Origin of the sequence: Myroides sp. WP-1 (genome assembly GCF_014145635.1) — a bacterium.
Taxonomy (GTDB): domain Bacteria; phylum Bacteroidota; class Bacteroidia; order Flavobacteriales; family Flavobacteriaceae; genus Flavobacterium.
In genome coordinates this window covers 25,170-43,294 of the sequence record NZ_JACHTC010000008.1, presented here as the reverse complement: position 1 = coordinate 43,294, position 18,125 = coordinate 25,170, and the positions used below count along the sequence as shown (strand labels likewise).

Annotated in this window: 13 protein-coding genes; 11 read left to right on the top strand and 2 right to left on the bottom strand. The window is 34.4% G+C overall.

Annotated features, from left to right (window positions below; genetic code table 11):
- Positions 1 to 154: 154 nt before the first annotated feature.
- Together H4K33_RS09295 and ung are read left to right on the top strand one after the other, a co-directional pair.
- The gene (locus H4K33_RS09295; protein WP_182648214.1) at positions 155 to 895 is read left to right on the top strand and encodes a hypothetical protein; all 741 of its coding nucleotides are present in this window, start codon (positions 155 to 157) and stop codon (positions 893 to 895) included.
- Positions 895 to 1,566: a uracil-DNA glycosylase gene (ung, locus tag H4K33_RS09290; RefSeq protein WP_182648212.1), complete on the top strand. Its 672-nt coding sequence runs from the start codon at positions 895 to 897 to the stop codon at positions 1,564 to 1,566. The genes H4K33_RS09295 and ung overlap by 1 nt, the downstream gene beginning before the upstream one ends.
- A gap of 45 nt (positions 1,567 to 1,611) precedes the next feature.
- Here ung and H4K33_RS09285 read toward each other — a convergent pair whose 3' ends face one another.
- Both H4K33_RS09285 and H4K33_RS09280 read right to left on the bottom strand, forming a co-directional pair.
- On the bottom strand, positions 1,612 to 3,387 hold the full coding sequence (locus H4K33_RS09285; protein ID WP_182648210.1) for an aminopeptidase P family protein: 1,776 nt from the start codon (positions 3,385 to 3,387) through the stop codon (positions 1,612 to 1,614).
- Between the two features lie 98 nt (positions 3,388 to 3,485).
- Positions 3,486 to 4,394 carry a lysophospholipid acyltransferase family protein gene (locus H4K33_RS09280; RefSeq protein WP_182648208.1) on the bottom strand — a complete coding sequence of 303 codons (909 nt, stop codon included), beginning with the start codon at positions 4,392 to 4,394 and terminating at the stop codon, positions 3,486 to 3,488.
- A gap of 101 nt (positions 4,395 to 4,495) precedes the next feature.
- Between H4K33_RS09280 and H4K33_RS09275 the strand changes: the two genes are divergently transcribed.
- The 9 genes from H4K33_RS09275 (at position 4,496) to H4K33_RS09235 (ending at position 17,937) form a co-directional block, all read left to right on the top strand.
- Positions 4,496 to 5,143 (top strand): rhomboid family intramembrane serine protease, encoded by a 648-nt coding sequence (locus H4K33_RS09275; protein ID WP_182648206.1) that lies wholly within the window; start codon positions 4,496 to 4,498, stop codon positions 5,141 to 5,143.
- A gap of 91 nt (positions 5,144 to 5,234) precedes the next feature.
- Positions 5,235 to 5,930 carry an SIMPL domain-containing protein gene (locus tag H4K33_RS09270; protein WP_182648204.1) on the top strand — a complete coding sequence of 232 codons (696 nt, stop codon included), beginning with the start codon at positions 5,235 to 5,237 and terminating at the stop codon, positions 5,928 to 5,930.
- Between the two features lie 939 nt (positions 5,931 to 6,869).
- Entirely contained in the window at positions 6,870 to 7,508 is a 639-nt protein-coding gene (locus tag H4K33_RS09265; RefSeq protein WP_182648201.1) for a helix-turn-helix domain-containing protein, read from the top strand.
- A gap of 834 nt (positions 7,509 to 8,342) precedes the next feature.
- On the top strand, positions 8,343 to 8,981 hold the full coding sequence (locus tag H4K33_RS09260; RefSeq protein ID WP_182648198.1) for a helix-turn-helix domain-containing protein: 639 nt from the start codon (positions 8,343 to 8,345) through the stop codon (positions 8,979 to 8,981).
- Positions 8,982 to 9,466: 485 nt separating this feature from the next.
- Positions 9,467 to 11,080, top strand: coding sequence for a hypothetical protein (locus tag H4K33_RS09255; RefSeq protein WP_182648196.1), 1,614 nt, complete (start codon positions 9,467 to 9,469; stop codon positions 11,078 to 11,080).
- Between the two features lie 37 nt (positions 11,081 to 11,117).
- Positions 11,118 to 12,776: a hypothetical protein gene (locus H4K33_RS09250; RefSeq protein ID WP_220485310.1), complete on the top strand. Its 1,659-nt coding sequence runs from the start codon at positions 11,118 to 11,120 to the stop codon at positions 12,774 to 12,776.
- 11 nt (positions 12,777 to 12,787) lie between these two features.
- Positions 12,788 to 13,654 carry a hypothetical protein gene (locus H4K33_RS09245; RefSeq protein WP_182648192.1) on the top strand — a complete coding sequence of 289 codons (867 nt, stop codon included), beginning with the start codon at positions 12,788 to 12,790 and terminating at the stop codon, positions 13,652 to 13,654.
- A gap of 153 nt (positions 13,655 to 13,807) precedes the next feature.
- Positions 13,808 to 15,244 carry a hypothetical protein gene (locus H4K33_RS09240; RefSeq protein WP_182648190.1) on the top strand — a complete coding sequence of 479 codons (1,437 nt, stop codon included), beginning with the start codon at positions 13,808 to 13,810 and terminating at the stop codon, positions 15,242 to 15,244.
- Between the two features lie 20 nt (positions 15,245 to 15,264).
- Positions 15,265 to 17,937, top strand: coding sequence for a hypothetical protein (locus H4K33_RS09235; RefSeq protein ID WP_220485309.1), 2,673 nt, complete (start codon positions 15,265 to 15,267; stop codon positions 17,935 to 17,937).
- Positions 17,938 to 18,125: the final 188 nt, after the last annotated feature.

The following is an 18,125-nucleotide window of genomic DNA, read 5'->3' as shown; positions in this document are numbered from 1 at the left end:
ACGGTTGACAGCTTGTTGTTATCTGTAAGATTACTCACAACCAACAACCAACGACGACCAACGACCAATTCCCATTAAAATAAAATAAATCGCATAAAGTAAATAATATTTAAAAAGTTTTATATTTTTGATTTCTTAATAAAATATTAAAAACATGAAATTATATCTGTCGGTCTTTTTACTTTTTTTAAGTATTGTGAAAATAAATGCGCAATGTTTAGATGAAAGTAAGGTAAAAATAGGGGGGAGTTATCAAAGTGATTTGTTTATAGATCCATGTCCTTATTACAATTACTTTGTTGATGCTGAAAAATCTTCAACAGGTTATCACTATAGTAACAGACCGATCGATTTAGTGCCGACGGGTTTTGCTGAAATTAAGAAAAACCTTGAAGATTTACTGGTTACTAAAGTGGGAGCGGAGATGGTTAGCAAATTAAAGTTTAAAGGAGTTAGCATTAGTGCTTACGATAGTATCCGTAAATTTGAGTCGAGATATCCTGTTGTTGATATGGGAAAATGTTTGACGAAATACTTCTTTTACTATGACTTTGAACCTGCTAAAGGAGTGAGTTATTGTTTAGGGATTGCATTAAATGATTATCAACAAATCATTTCACCATTGCTTTTACCCGAAACACAGGAGAAGTTAGCCTTAGATTATTCATTGGATGTCTGCAAGATTTTGCAAATTGCCAAAGCAACAGAAACAAAATTTGAGCCTGTTGATTTTGTCTCTTTTGAGTTCGATCCTGATAAAAAGGAATTTTTCTGGGTAGTTCGTCAGAAAATTGTAAATCCAAAGAAAGGATTAAACGAATACAATCAAATATTAATAGAAGCGAGAGATGCAACACAAGTTGTATCTTATAGAAGAACGGTTTATATAGAATAATGAGTTTTAGATTACAACATACAAGTTGGAATAAGGTTTTACAAGGAGAGTTTGAAAAACCTTATTTTAGCGAATTACAGAAATTTGTTGCCCAAGAGCGCCAAACAAAAACAATTTATCCACCTGAAGAACAGGTGTTTAAAGCTTTAGAGGTAGTTGACTTTTCAGCGGTTAAGGTAGTGATCTTAGGACAAGATCCTTATCATGGTGAGTTTCAGGCTAATGGACTAGCTTTTTCTGTACATAAAGGAGTGAAATTTCCTCCGAGTTTAAAGAATATATTTAAGGAATTAGAAGACGATTTAGGGATTCGCAACATTCATAACGGCGATTTATCCCCTTGGGCAGAACAAGGCGTTCTATTACTCAATGCTACCTTAACAGTTGAAGCATCAAAAGCGGGATCTCATCAAAAAAAAGGATGGGAAGTCTTTACAGATCAAGTGATTGAATGCGTGGCAACACAGCGAGAGCATGTGGTGTTTGTTTTGTGGGGGAGTTATGCACAAAAGAAAGGAAAAATGATTGATAGAGCAAAACATTTCGTTATAGAAACAGCTCATCCTTCTCCCTTATCTGTTTATCGAGGTTTTTACGGGAGTAAGCCTTTTTCAAAGATTAATGAATACTTAGTTAGCGTTGGTCAAGAACCCATTGATTGGCAAGTATAATATAGTGTATAAAAAAAACCGTCTATGTAGACGGTTTTTTTTATATTAAATAGCTTTTGTTTTCTCTCTTAACCAAGAAGCTTCTTCTGTAGATAACAATGCTTTTAGGCTGTTGTATACCCATTCATTGTATTGGTTTAACCAATCGATATGGGTTTGTTCTAGCCATTTTTTGTCTACTAAGTCAGTAGCAATATAGCAAATCGTCAAGGTCTCGAAATCCATGAAATCACCAAATTGGTTTGAATCTAGCTCTTTTGCAAGTACTAAGTTTTCAATTCGAATTCCGTGTTTTCCTTCGCGGTATAAACCTGGTTCGATAGAGGTAATCATTCCTTTTTCTATGGCAATATCCGTCGGAGTTGGGTTGAAGACATGAGGACCTTCGTGAACATTTAGGAAAAATCCAACACCATGTCCAGTACCATGTCCGTAATTTCTTAAGGTAGCCCAAATAGGTCTTCTTGTAATGGCATCAATTTGGTAGCCACGTGTACCTTTCGTATAGATTGCCATTGAACCTTCAATTGTGCCTCTTAATACGATTGTATAATCGTCTTTTTCCTCTTGTGTAGGCGTACCTAAAGCAACGACACGTGTAATATCTGTTGTTCCTGTTTCGTATTGCCCTCCTGAATCAACCAAGAGTAAACCTTCTGTTTTTAGGTCATAACTACTTTTCTCATCTGCAGAATAGTGAGGTAAAGCCCCGTGATCTTTATATCCTGCAATTGTGTTGAAGCTAATATCTTTAAAACCAGGTTGAGCAGCGCGTAAATCGAGTAAGTGATCTGCAATATTCAATTCAGTTAAAGTGCCAGAAGCTACATTTTCTTCAATCCACTTAAAGAATTTTGTCATTGCAACACCATCATTGATCATAGCTTGTCTTTCATGGGCAATTTCAACTTCGTTTTTAATTGCTTTTAGCAAAGTTGAAGGATTCATGTCTTCCTTGATCGTTACCGTTGCAGGTACACTGTCATAGGTTGCAAAACACGTGCGTTTTGGATCCAATAAAATTGTACTTCCCGCAGGAATAGCTGCAATTGCTTGAGGTACACTAGTGTAGTCGGCAATTGAAACCCCAAAACTTTGAAGTTCTTGTTTGGTTTTGTCGTCTAATTTAGTGGCATCGATAAATAAGGTAGCTTTTTCAGCATCCAAGTAAACGAAGCTTAGAGTTACGGGGTTACAAGGTACATCCGTTCCTCTTATATTCAATAACCACGCAATATCGTCTAGGGAAGATACAAGATGGCACGTTGCTCTTTTTTGTTTGAGCATGGCGCGTACTTTCGCTAATTTATCGGCTGTATTTTGTCCTGTAATTGATACAGGAAGCGTATAAGCAGGTGCTGTAGGAAGCGTAGGTCTATTGTTCCAAATCGGAGACAATAGGTCTACATGTCCGTTGATTGTAAATCCAATAGGAGATAACGTAGATTGAATAGCATTAGCAACTGCTAAAGAGGCCAAATTCCCATCAAAAGCAACAACACCCGTTTCAAATTGGGTTGCAATCCAATCAACATATTCTGGCATATGTTGAACTTTCAATTTTACCAATTCGAAACCACTCTGTGCTAATTGATCATTTGCCTGAACGAAGTAGCGAGAATCTGTCCATAAACCTGCAAAATTTTGAGTAATAACTAGTGTTCCTGCAGATCCAGTAAAACCAGATGTCCACGCAATACACTTATAGTATTCAGGAAGATATTCACTAATATGAGGATCCGAAGAAGGAATAATATAAGCATCTATCTTTTGTTCTTTCATTAAAGAGCGGATAGCGCTAAGTTTTTCTATATGTGTCATAATAGGTGTAATTTCAGTTAAAGGTACGAAATGCAATTTTTAAACCAGAGATAATTAACGGGTTTTTGAAGTTAAAATAAATACAGTAAGCGGTGTTTCTAGTGGAAAGATTTAATATTCGCAGGTTTTTTTCCGCGGTGTTTCCATCGTTTATGCGTCCAAAAATAGTACGCAGGAGCTTCATTGATTTGTTTTTCTACCTCTTGTAAAAAGCGATTCGTCAATTCATAATTAGGTACTTCTTTCACTTGTTCATCTGCTTGAAGAAGCGGCACAAAAGTAGCTTGATAGTGTCCGCGTTTGATGTACTCCACTTTGAGATACATGGGTTCCATAGTAAATTTCTTGCACAAAGCTTCCCCACCCGTAAAAACGGGTACTTCGATGCCCATAAAGTTTTGCCAGTAATTAGCATCGCCAATCATGGGTGATTGATCGCTAATAAAGGCATAAATTCCATGGTTTTTATTGACCTCATTTTGACGAATTACGCGAATCGTCTCTTTCATTTCGATCAAGCGCGTATTAAATCGCGTTCTTATTTTCAAAAATAAATCGTTGAAATGAGGATTGGCTATTTTTTTATATACCGCATAGCCCTGAAAACTGATGAATTTATCTAAAATAATCAACCACTCCCAATTGGCGTAGTGGGCGCAAAAAAGCATGACGCTTTTTCCTTGCTTTTCTACGTTTAGGATGGTATCTAGATTGGTAAATTGAAAGCGCTTTTTTAATTCTTCTTCAGAAATGGTAATGGTTTTGATCATTTCTAAGAAAATGTCACATAGGTGTTTGTAGAATTGCTTGACAGTTTCTTTTACTTCTTGATTTGACAAATGAGGCATCGTTAATCGGATATTTTCAGTAACCGCTTTACGGCGATATCTCACGATATAATATAGAAGTACGAAAAAACAATCCGATACAAAGTAAAAGACTGGAAAGGGTAATTTAGAAATAAGCCATAAGATAGGATAGGCGATATAGTAAATTAGTAACTTCATTATTTAGGATTAATTTACTAGCAAAGATAAGGGATTTAGACTATTTTTAACCCGCTAATCGATACATAAATTACAGTCGATAGCATGTAAAAACGTTCAGTATGGATATAGCCCCTATTATTTTAGTTATTTTAATTGGAACAGGAATTGTGACCTATAAAGGTTTACAAGACTATTCTTTCTTCGCCAAGTACAATTTTGATTTGGATCAGATTCGTCAAGGAGCGTGGTATCGCCTTTTTACATCAGGATTTTTACATGTTGATTGGATGCATTTTGCGTTTAATATGTTTACGCTCTATATGTTTTCGAGTATAGTCGTTATGCTTAGTGGAAGTTTTTATTTCGTATTGATTTACCTATTAAGCATCGTTATTGGCAATGTTTTGACCTATCAATTATACAGTAAACGAAGACAGTATTACGCCGTAGGTGCATCTGGAGGAGTAACAGGTATTGTTTATGCTTCCATCTTGTTGTATCCTGATTTAGAGCTCTACTTGTTCTTTATTCCCATTGGAATAAAAGGATATATTTTCGCTTTAGGTTATTTGCTATATAGCTTGTATGGAATGAAAAAGAACGCAGATAATATTGGTCATGCGGCTCATTTTGGAGGGGCAATAGGAGGTTTAGTACTCACTTTAGTGCGCTATCCTGCACTGTTTCAACAGCAAGCTTTTTTAATCGTTTTATTGCTGATTCCCATTGTTTTGCTTCTGATTTTAGCTAAAACAAACAAAATATAGTTGTTAAAGGTTTATTATAAAAAAGAATGGAATCTTTTTTTTGTGAACGAGATCGTTATATTTGTTTGAAATGATTTAGAAAATTAATAAAATGAAAAAGAGTTTTATAGTAGCGAGTATGTGTTTAGCTTTGGGTGTTGCTGCTCAAGCACAAACAGCAGGAACGAGTGTTCCTCAAATTCAAGTACAAGGAGTTGGAAAAGTAAAAGCTGTGCCAGATCAAGTTGTTGTTCGATTGGGAATTGAAAACAAAGGAAAGACTGCAGAAGAGGTGAAAAATACAAACGACGCCATTGTTGCTAGTGTTTTGAAATATTTGAAAGAAGCGAAAGTTCCTGAAAAAAATATTCAAACGCAACGAGTTAGTTTTTATTCTTACAAAGACTATACGGATAAAAAAGATTATTATCAAGCGAGTCAGACCATTACCTTGACTTTAGAAGATTTATCGAAGTATGAGACTTTAATCGCAGGGGTTATGAGTAAGGGAGTAAATCGAATTGATGGAGTGGAGTATAAATCTTCTCAAATAGCAACTTATCAAACTGAAGCTAGAACTTTAGCTGTACAGGAAGCCAAGAAAAAAGCGACAGATTATGCTAATGCTTTAGGACAAAAAGTAGGTAAGGTAATTTTAGTTGCAGATGGAGGAGGATCAACCCCTCCTGTATTTAGACCCATGTATTCATTAAAGAGCTCAACTGCGGATGAATCAGGTGACCAAACACTTGCAGTAGGTGAAATAGAAATTAACACATCGGTTTCTATAAGTTTTGAATTAGAATAAAAAAATAAATGTATTTTTACAAACGTCAGGTGATTTTAGCCTGACGTTTTTTTTTATTCGAAAATTGAAGGGAAAAAGGGGCTAAAAAAACGTTTTTTGAAAGGCTTCTTTATTCTCTAAAATGAGTAAAAAAGATAAATGTAATTGTCTTTTTAGCACTATTTCTGCCTCCTTTTACGAGGAATTTATCCAAAAGTAATTTTTTTTATCCCAAATGGGGTTGTATTTTCTTTAAAAACCCTTATTCAGTTATTTATCTACAAAACGTCATATTTAAACTATTTATATTCAATAAAATAGAAGAAACACTCAATACGAGAAAATCAAACGTATAAAAGTGGTGAATCTAGTGTTCTTAGAACAGTTTTAAATTGTTTGATTTGAGTATTTAAAGTTAAATTATATTTATTTATTGTATTTTTTTATCTTAAAAAAAGACTTAATAGTAAAAGTATCAGTTATATTCCGTTTCTTTTGTGTAAAGTGTAAATTTGCTTTATTGCACTTGAAGACGAAATTAATTGTATCCTATACAACATAAAGTGTGGCTGTTCTGAATTTGTATTAGTGAGCGTATAATAAACCCTCAAAATAGGAATTCTAGTTCTTTAATGGACATTGAATGACTGTTTCTGAACAAACCTTATACTACAATTTGAGATTTTTTTCAAGTCAATTATATCCTTTTTTGAGGTTTTCAGTAGTACTAAAGCCTGATTTTTTATTTGATAATTTAAAGTTTTTTGTTAATAAAAAGCTAAATAAGAAGACGAAAGTTTTTTTGTTATGTATCACTATGTCAGGTTGTTATGTTATTATTGGTCGCTAATAGAATAGGTTTTTTTGAATAAAAATAAAAATTGCGATTTTTCTGGCAAGATAATTGATTTTTGAGAACAGAAGAAGATGTAGAATTAAGAAAAAAGAAAGAAGAAAGTTATGTTACAAGCAAACGAAGTAATTAAAAGACTGAAGCAACTACTTGGCTACAAGAATGATTTAGAGTTAGCCAATTTATTGGAGATTAAGCCCAATACCTTATCGTCGTGGAAGGTTCGTGAAACCATGCGTTATGATAAAATTATAGCTATTTGTAAAAAGCATAAAATCGATTTGAATGATTTGTTTTTAGCACACCCTAATTCAGTTTTAAATGTTGACTTGGAAAACAGAAGAGTAAAAATGATTTCTGTTGATCACCATATTGAATATTTCTTGAATCCTGAAAAATGCTGTGGAACATCTCCAACTTGTGTTTTTCCAACTGAAGAAGAAATAGATATGGCTTTTCAGATTGGCGTGGAAAATATGTATCCGACAATTAAGGTAAGTTCTTATGTGTTAACGAAGCAGATTGATTTAAGTGAAATCAAACCTTGGCACATCTATTTATTAGTTGTGGAAGGAAAAGGAATTCTGTGCTATCGCTTTAAACGTTACACACATGAAGGCGAATTATTGTTTATTAGCGATAATCCGGCGTTTGATTCCTTTTTAGTTGATCCTAAAGATGTGCGTGAAGTATTTTGTATTCGCGGAGCATTTTTACCTAATATTAAAAATCTTACCGATTATTAAGTCATACACATGGGGTATGCGAAGTGAATTACTTGTGTTGTATCAGACAACAGTAAAAACTCACTCAGGTCAAAAGAAAAAATAGTTAATGAGCTGGATAATGGAAGTACTAAACGGAAGTTTCACAGCAGAAGAAAGGGAGTATTCCTTGTGTAAATAAAAAGCGATTAAGCTTATCTATAGTGAAAGGCTTACTAGTAATGCACAACGAAGAATACTCCCTTTGTTACATATTTTTGAATCACGTTAGTTAATCTAACAATATTTCCAGCTAGGATAAAGAATACTTCTTCTTTATCCTAGCTGTTTTTTTTTGTTCATTTCTGACCTTTTTGAAAACACAAGAAAAATAAATTAATTCAATAGAGGTATATAGGGAGACTCTTGAATATTAAAAACAAACAAGAGAATTTCCTCACCATCTATCTCACCACCTCACCAAACAACAAACGACAAACAACAATCATCAAATACCACCTCACCATCTATCTCACCACCTCACCACCTCACCAAACACCAATCAAAACAATTGATCAGGAAAAAAATAGAATACAGAATAAAGAAAAAACGTGTTTTTCGCATGATGAGAATTTTCAGTTGAAAAACATAGACCTTATCTAGTGCTCTGGTGTATAATTTAGTTTTGTATTTGGATAATTAAATTTTTTTAAAAAAAAGATAAAAAAATTAATGTATTTAAATAATTGATTTTCAATACATTATGTTTTTATTGTTTAATTTTTTGGGAAAAATATTTGTTTTGAGAACTTTTTGGCAAGGTAGTTGATTTTTGGAGAACAGTTAAAATTGTTTGTATATAAATAAGAAGATATTATGTTAAAAGCAACTGAAGTAATTAGGAGATTAAAGCAAATGTTAGATTACAAAAATGATTTACAGTTGGCTCAAGTGTTAGAAATAAAACCCAATACATTATCTACCTGGAAGAAAAGAGAGTCCTTAGATTACAATAAAATAATGGAGGTATGTCGAAATCACAAAATTGATTTAAATACGTTGTTTTTGGCTGAATCAAATAGTAGTCTGACTAAAAACATGGAAACTCGCAGAGTGAAGATGATTGCTGTGGATCAACATCTCGCTTATTTTTTGAATCCAGAAAAATGTTACGGTACTGCACCTGCTAGTGTGTTTCCTCTCGAAGAAGATATCAATATAGCCTTTCAAATTGGAATCGAAAATATGTATCCAACAATTAAAGTTAGCTCTTATGTATTAGCTCAAAAAACAAAAATTGAAGAAATGCAGCTGTGGCAAATCTACTTGCTTGTAGTAGAAGGTAGAGGAATTATATGCTATCGTTTCAAAGAGCTCAACGCCAAAGGCAATTTACTTTTACAAAGTGATAATGACGTTTTTGGACAATTAGAACTTAATCCAAGCGAAATTCGAGAAGTTTATAGTGTGCGAGGTGCATTTATGCCTGCAATTAAAAATTTGATTGGAAACTAACTTTAGTTACACAAAAAAACAAACAAAAAAACAGGCGCATTAGCGGCAATAATAGCCCTTTTTAAAGGGCAGAAATTTGCAGGTTTCTATTGTAAACAGTCAACGAGCTGACGTTTTTACACTACTTTTTTTCTAATAAGGATTCTAAAAAGAAAAAATGGAGGTGAGAATAACACAATGTTTGGTATGAAAGACCTAATTCGCTAATTGTGAATAGTAGTTTTTATTCTAATTCGATTTGTTTCGAAAAATTGATCATTTAAGAAGTATTTAGAATTAAAAGGTATTATTTGAGATTTTAATCTGAATAATTAGAATGACTTTTATTTGTTTAAAGTGTTTGTTTTTTAATTTTAATTCGTATAATTAACGCTTATTGTTTCGTTATTCTTAATAATATAGGGTATGTTTTAGAATTAATGTAAAGTTCGCTAATTTTGTTTTACTAAATTTTAATTAAATAAATGATAATAAAAAGAATCGTTATGATGAATAAAACTTTACTAACAATTGGCCTAATCAGTTTAGGTGTTTTAAGTGCTCAAGCGCAAGAATTGGGATTTAGTATTGGAGGTCACGTACCTAATCCTGCTACAGTCTTAGATATCCAAGCAACAAACAAAGGGGTATTAATACCTCGTATCAATTTAGAAGAATCTACAGTATTACAAGGAGGAACGAATCCAGAAGGGGTTATTGTTTACAATAGCGGTACTGTTTTAGCGCCAGGATTTTACTACTGGAATGGTACAAAATGGGATATGCTAACGAATACAGGCTATGTTTCAAATGAATTATCAGAATTAGAAACAAGAATTGATACCCAAATTAACAATATTATCAATGGAGGTCAAACAGAAGAAACTGACATTAGTTACCTCGTTTCTTACAGCCCTGATACAAAGGTTTACAGTTATCTTAAACCCAATGAAAACGGTGGATACGATAAAATGAATATCGACCTTATTGAAGCGGTACAAGTAGCAGAGACCAATACGTTTATTAGACCCGTTTACACGATTGTTAACGAAGGTACTCCAGAAGTAAAACAAGTTGTGTCTGCTTATGTGTATTTCTCAGAAGACGCAATTAAAGCTTGGAAACTCTTACACCCTGAAGGAAACCCTCAAGACGATATGGATGTTGATTTAGGAGTTAGAATTGATGTTTTAGGTGTGGTAAACAACAACTTCCGCGAGATTTTTGAAAATGCAACCAACAACGAAATTATCAACGAGATCATTAAAGAATCTCCAAATAACGTTTGGGTTGAAGATAGAGGAGATCAAGGGAAGTTTTTAGTGTATTTTGATGCAGATAAAGTAAAACACGAAGTGAACTTAGAACACCAAGAAACGCAAACAGAAATGTTTAAACACGTTGTTACTGCAGATGGTACACCTGGTGATCCTCAAGTGATAGAAACATTAAACACGGCTGAATTAAAAGATGGTGGTATTTACTACTCTTACAAAGCAGAGCACGGAAAGACGTTCTATATCAATATGACCAATGACGTGATCAACTCGATTCAAAATAGTGAAACCTTGAAAAAGGAGATCTTCAATACGATCAATGAATACAATACAACGGGTGGAAACGTGTATTACGGAAAGATAGAAGAAAATGGAGAAGATGTATTGTATGTAATCAAAAACGATGTGCCAGAGCGCATTGATATTTCTCAAGATATTTTGAAAGTAATTGAAAACGTAACTAATGAGGCAATTATTGAGAAAATTTTAGAGCGTACAGAAATTAAAATAGTTACTGGAAGTGAAACTAAATTAAATGAAACGATTGACGGATATGTTGTATACAAAGCAAAATACGATGCTGAGGTAGTGGCTTTTTCACAAGCAGCACCTTACAACACACATTTTGATACAGGGTTTAGAATTAAGAACTTAAAAACGTTGTTGAATGTAAAAATTTTAAAAGGAGTTGAATTGGTTCAAAGTTCTGTAACAGAAGTAAAATATGAAGGAGACGCGTTGAGCTTTAAGTTTGGAATGGGAAGTCTTTGTTCAACACTGATGAGTGGAGATTATCAGGTGATCATTGAGTATGTTTCAAACGAAGTAAAAGTAAACGAGTAATTTAAACCAAACACATTGTTACATTTTAAAAGATAAGATGATGAAAAAAAGAGTATTTTCTATATTGTTCCTGACTGTATCAGTAGTCATGTTTGCCCAAGATAAACCAGGTGTTGGAATCGGAGGAAAGAGAATTGACAAAGCAGCAATGCTTGATATCCAAGCGACAAACAAAGGGGTGTTAATACCTCGTATCAGCTTAGAAGAAACGACAGTATTACACGGAGGAACAAATCCAGAAGGGATTATTGTGTACAACAATGGTACTGCTTTAGCACCAGGGTTTTACTACTGGAATGGTACGAAATGGGATATGTTAACCAACACGGAGTATGTTTCAAATGAATTATCAGAATTAGAAACAAGAATTGATACCCAAATTAACAATATTATCAATGGAGGTCAAACAGAAGAAACAGACATTAGTTACCTCGTTTCTTACAACCCTGATACAAAGGTTTACAGTTATCTTAAACCCAATGAAAACGGTGGATATGATAAAATGAATATCGACCTTATTGAAGCGGTACAAGTAGCAGAGACCAATACGTTTATTAGACCCGTTTACACGACTGTTGGCGAAGGTACTTCTGAAGCAAAACAAGTTGTGTCTGCTTATGTGTATTTCTCAGAAGACGCAATTAAAGCTTGGAAACTCTTACACCCTGAAGGAAACCCTCAAGACGATATGGATGTTGATTTAGGTGTTAGAATCGATGTTTTAGGTGTGGTAAACAACAACTTCCGCGAGATTTTTGAAAATGCAACCAACAATGAAATTATCAACGAGATCATTAAAGAATCTCCAAATAACGTTTGGGTTGAAGATAGAGGCGATCAAGGGAAGTTTTTAGTGTATTTTGATGCAGATAAAGTAAAACACGAAGTAAGCTTAGAACACCAAGAAACGCAAACAGAAATGTTTAAACACGTTGTTACTGCATATGGTACACCTGGTGATCCTCAAGTGATAGAAACATTAAACACGGCTGAATTAAAAGATGGTGGTATTTACTACTCTTACAAAGCAGAGCACGGAAAGACGTTCTATATCAATATGACCAATGACGTGATCAACTCGATTCAAAATAGTGAAACCTTGAAAAAGGAGATCTTCAATACGATCAATGAATACAATACAACGGGTGGAAATGTGTACTACGGAAAGATAGAAGAAAATGGAGAAGATGTATTGTATGTAATCAAAAACGATGTGCCAGAGCGTATTGATATTTCTCAAGATATTTTGAAAGTAATTGAAAACGTAACAAATGAGGCAATTATTGAGAAAATTTTAGAGCGTACAGAAGTGACCATCAACGTAGATGTGGCAGATGTTGCAATTGGAACTTCAATTGATGGAAGTAAAATTTACAAAGGAAAAAGAAGTGCAACGGTATTTCATGAGGATGGATATGACGTAACATTTAAAGCGCCTATTACGGCAAAACCAGCTAAAAAAGTACACGTACAAGGTTCGGATCAAGTAACATATGAACCGACAAATGAATCAATAGAAACGCTACTTTCTGCAACAATTATCGATAAAACAACCAAACAGGTTGTATCAACAAATATAACGGATGTTGTAATTGGAGCGAATAATACGGTAACCTTTAATTTTGGGTTAGGTACGATGTATACGGCTTTAGAAAATAAAGATTATGAAGTTGTGATTGAGTATACAGCGAAATAAAAACGTAAAGGATGAGAAAGCTATTATTTGTTTTGTTTTTACTATGGGGGTGCTTTAGCGGGTACTCCCAAGTAGGAATAGGAATCAAAGATCCATCGCCTTCGGCTATGTTAGATATTTATAGCGCACGTGGAAATAGAGGGGTATTGATGCCTAAAGTTGAATTGCTCGACAAACAATCGTATGCACCAATTTTAGGAGACGGAAATGATCCTCATAATATCGGACTGATAGTATATAATATGACGAAGAATATATCCGAAGAATTGACACAAGGCTACTACTATTGGACTGGAAGTACTTGGACAAGGTTAGCAGATGTAGATACAATTATGGATTTGATCGGTAAGCCAACCGCGAATGAAGGAGGTGTTTACTACGGTAAAATTAATGGAGGAGCAAAAGAAGTGCTGTACTTCAAGAAGAAAGAGGCTAATGGAACCGTGGTAGATGTTGAAATCGATCTTGTTGGTGCTTTGCTAGACGACTTTGCGAATCTATCCGAAGAAAATATTTTCAATCTGCGAAAAGTCTTTGGCTATGATATTACAGAACGAGTTGTTTTTACAGGAAAGCGCATACAAGGAAAATATCATTACAGTGTTTACGGTAGAACAGCAATTGAAGACGGAAATGCTGAAGTTCAAGGGATGCGATTAAATCCCAGCTCTTTACAGTTGTTAGAAGAAGGGAACGTATTTAAGATTTACTTGTTAAATCAAAATCAACAAGTTATCGATATGGGAATTACGGATATAGAAGTTACTACTGGTGGAATGTTGAAATTTAGTTTAGGGTCTAGTAGTGTGTATTATACTCTACCTGCAGGTCAGTATGGTGTAATTGTTGAATTTTTAAGCACAAGAGAACTGTTTTAATTAACTAGTTGCTTCAAATGCTTTAGATATAAAATCTCACAATTGAAAGTAGTACAGTAAGTAGACAATGGACAGACTAAAAATATATAGCAAAATAGGTAAAAATTGTCTACTGCGTATGCAGGAGAATAAAATGTGAAAAAAAAAGAACAAATGAAACAAAAGTTAACAATTATTATCGCCTGTTTGTTTTTCGGACTTGGAGCTAAAGCTCAAAAAGGCCAAAGTATCGGTATAGGTGTGTCTATTCCTGATCCGAGTGCGGTACTACACATAGAATCTGATACGAAAGGGGTTTTGATTCCTCAAGTAAAAATAACAGATTTAACGCAAAAAACACCTATCGAAGCGGAGGCAAAAGAAAGCTTGTTGGTGTATAATATTGCAGAAAGCGAAGGAATTTCTAAAGGATATTACTATTGGACAATAACTCCTTCAAATCCAAAAGGAAAATGGGTGAGAGTATTGACAAGCGAAGATCACGATACGATTCTTGAAGGACAAATTCAAGAATCATTTGTTGAAGAAACAACAACAGAAAATGGGGAAGAAGTAGGTACAGGAGTATTTGTTTATACACCTGATAAAACAATGGCAACAGATCCCAATGCCCCTGGACGATTGGTTCTAGATATTCCCGATTTAGTGGTTAAAAACCAAACCGTAACTAGTTTTGAATTGAAACAATTTGAATTATATCACTATTCGAATGGAGATGTAACTCGCGAACCCAAAACGGATCAAGAATTAATTACCGAAAACATTCGACTAAATAAAAAGACAACAGAATTAGAATTGGTATATACAGATGAGGATGAAAAAGTATTCAATTTTGCCGTTAAAGATTTATTAGGAGGAAGTAATGATAGTATTCCAGCTATCACAAATCTAAAACTTAATAGCAGTTTAACGGGATTAGTGTATACAAATGAGAAAGGACAAAACACAGATATCGATTTAGTTGATGTAATTAAGAAAAATGAAACGGTTACTAGTATGACTATTGATGCGGATGATAATCTGATTTTTATCAATGAGAAAGAGGCAAGACAGCAAGTAAACATCAGAAGTGTGGTAAAAGAACCTTGGAGAGTAGCTGAAGACAATACAGAATCAACCAAAGTAACAGATAATATTTTTCACAATGGTTGGGTAGGTGTAGGGCTTACTTCAGCGCAAGCTAGTACAGCAATAAACAGTTTGAAACCCGATGAAAAATTACGCGTCAATGGAAGTATTTATGCCCGTAATAGCTACTATGCGGATTATGTATTTGACAACTATTTTACCAACGAAGTTTCAGCCTTACATGCGGACTATAATTTTAAAGATTTGGCAACCGTTGAATCTTTTATCAAAGCAAATTATCACTTACCGGGTATTACTCCTATTGGAGATTTGGAACAATCTAAAGAGGAAGGGTATTTGATTAATGTATCCGAACTTTCTATTCAATTACTAGAAAAAGTAGAAGAATTGTATTTGCATACGATTGAACAACACAAAGTTATTGAAAGTCAAAAAGCGGCATTAGATAAACTACAGGAACAATTTAACCAACTAGAAAACTTGGTCAAAGGAAACAAGTAATTAGTATAATGGACGAAGTTATGAAGAGAATATTACACTATACAATCCTAATCTGTTTACTCGTATGGAATATTGGTACCGGATATGGACAAATAACAAAATCAGTAGGGACGCGTATTACAGATAATACTGCGGAAAAAGAGTTGAGAACCAATGCTATTTTAGACTTGGAAAGTACAAGCAAAGGGTTTTTCTTACCTCGTATGACCACAGTACAACGCGATGCCCTCGTACAAGATAACAACAAAGACAACGGATTGTCTATTTACAATATTGACAATGATTGTGTAGAATACTGGAGTGCCCGCGTCAATAAGTGGATGAGCCTATGCGGAAGTTTACCACCAGCAACCATCGAAATTGAAGCGGGAAGCTGTGACAATATTTCGTTTGGTGGAGGCTTTACAATGGTAGGGGATAAACCCCAACTTCAACAAGGAACAGCTTTAACGCCCGATACACAGTTTATTGCACTGCGCGTTAAGGTTGATCAAATTGGAACCTATGACATTTCAGCCCTAACCGATAACGGATATTTCTTTTCTGGTGAAGGTCAATTTCAGGCTATAGGTACTTATCAAATTGTATTGAAGGGAATGGGAACTCCGGTTAATGGATATAATAACGGAGGTAGTGATACTTTGAAGTTTATGATTAATGGAAAAGAATCTACGGTTTGTACAAATACGCAAATCTTGGTGATTCCAGCGGATTTGAAATTTAAAATTACATCGAGTACACATCAAGCGCAAGGGAAATACTATGTAGGAGTAGGTGCGAAAACGGCAAATAACAATAAAATTGTAGTAGATATTCAAGTATTCAATGGAGGTACAGCCACGATTAAGGCGAGTAATCCAACCGTTGGCTTGGCGTTTAAGGGAACAAAAGAGCTAGAAAGTAATACAACTACGCAAATGGTATTAGAACCCGTAAGTGGGGAAAATATACCAAGTGAAAATACACAGACAAGCTATCCCTTAACCTTTGAAGTAAATACGCTAGATCCTGCGGAGACAATTGATAGCAAACAAGCTAGTGTAGTGATTGAACAAACGAAGATTCAGGCTCAATATGCTGAGGCTACTTTTGGTTTAGAACCCTATTATCAAGATGGGGTATTAACAGAAAATCACAGTATTGAACTACCTCTAAAAGTGCTTGGATCAGGAAAAACCAATTTGTTTCTCAAAGGAGCTGGAGGTATTGAGTTCAAAGCTGAAGAGGTGATGTTAAAAATGCCTGAAGAAGAAGATGAATTGCAGTATGTCGTTTTCAAAGGTGTAAGTGGAGCACTCCCAGAAACAACGGGAATTGAATTAACGTTAAGCGGAGACGCTGCGAGATTCTCTGTTGAAAATGGAAACAAAATGCAGCTGCCGATTTCGAAAAAACCAGTAGAATACACGATGGATTGTTCGACGATAAAAACCAATAGGCAAGCCATGCCATACAATAAACCCATTGGTGAAAGCTATACCATTAGTTTGACTGTAGATGTCGTAGTACCAGAAGAATACGAAATTAACACTAGCACACCCATTGATGGTATCGTATTTAGTACAACTAGAGGAGGTGTAAAACAAGTATTTACACAAACGGGTAGACAAGAAGTAACACTTTATGCCGTAGATGGAGCGAAAATTCCAACGAATAAAGGAGAATATACGGTTGATTTAGTTGCCAACGATGCTTCAGAAAATAGATGTAGTCAAGTGAAATTGAAAGTAGGCTATAGTGAGATTAATATTTTAATGATTATTGGAGGAGGAAGCAGTAGTAGTAAAAATGCGCAGATTAATGAGAACTTGTTCTTTACAGCTAAAAATAGTGATGGAAAATATCGATTTGGAGAAGGTGGTGTATTTGCAGAAACAGGTGAAGTAAAGTTAAAATTAGTGAATGTTTTGGATAGCAATTACCCTACAATTCGAACACAGCTTGTAACAGAAATTACTGAAGGAAAGTATAACTTTATTTCCATTTCTGGTCGATCTGCTTCTTATGCAATCGATCGCCCTTTAGCTGATGCGCTGTACAATTATGTAATCAATGAGGTGGGAGTTTTCTGGTTTCAAACCTTGTATTATCATGCAAATGGTACTAAAAATATTGATTATGTAGACCATATGAAACGACAAATTCCATTTATGCTGAATAGACCTGGAGGGGGGATTCAATTTGAAGGATATGAGTTAGTTAAGCGATTTAATAGTGACAGAGATCTTAAATTTTATAATAGAGGAAGTGACCGCGCCTATAATATGATTGTTGTTGATCCAACAGATAAATGGACCAAACCAAGAAATGGATACAATTATGTTGCTAACGGTAGTGGTGGTTATTTGGATATTCACTGGTATTTATCTCGTGATTTAACCAATTTTGGTTCTATTGACGCTAGAAATACTGATTTTAGACCTTTGGTAGCTGATAGAGGTACTGAGTTTGGAGATGAAAAAGGTCTTGTTTTTGTACATCGTACTCATGAGAATTTGTTTTGGGCTCCTGTGGTTGGAGATTGGGACGAAGGGATGTTAACGATTGATTCGAGTATTGATGCAAATGGAACTCCGTTTACTAGAGATAAAGCAAAACAGCATAACGGAGTTTTAGTTGATACCAATACAAATAATGGTGCTTTTATGGCGAATATTTACACCGCTATTATGGAGTATTTGGCCAATAAATAAAACGAATTTGAAGTGAACAAACACTGTGTTTGTTTAGCTGAAATCGGAGAAACGAAACTAGTATTACGCCTTACAGGAATGTTTGTTTTTGAGATATGAAATGAAAAATGAAGATGTAGTGCTAGTTGTTTCTTTTGTTCTTGTTTTAATCGAAGATTTTTTTTTAAATCTTTAATTAAAAGAAATTA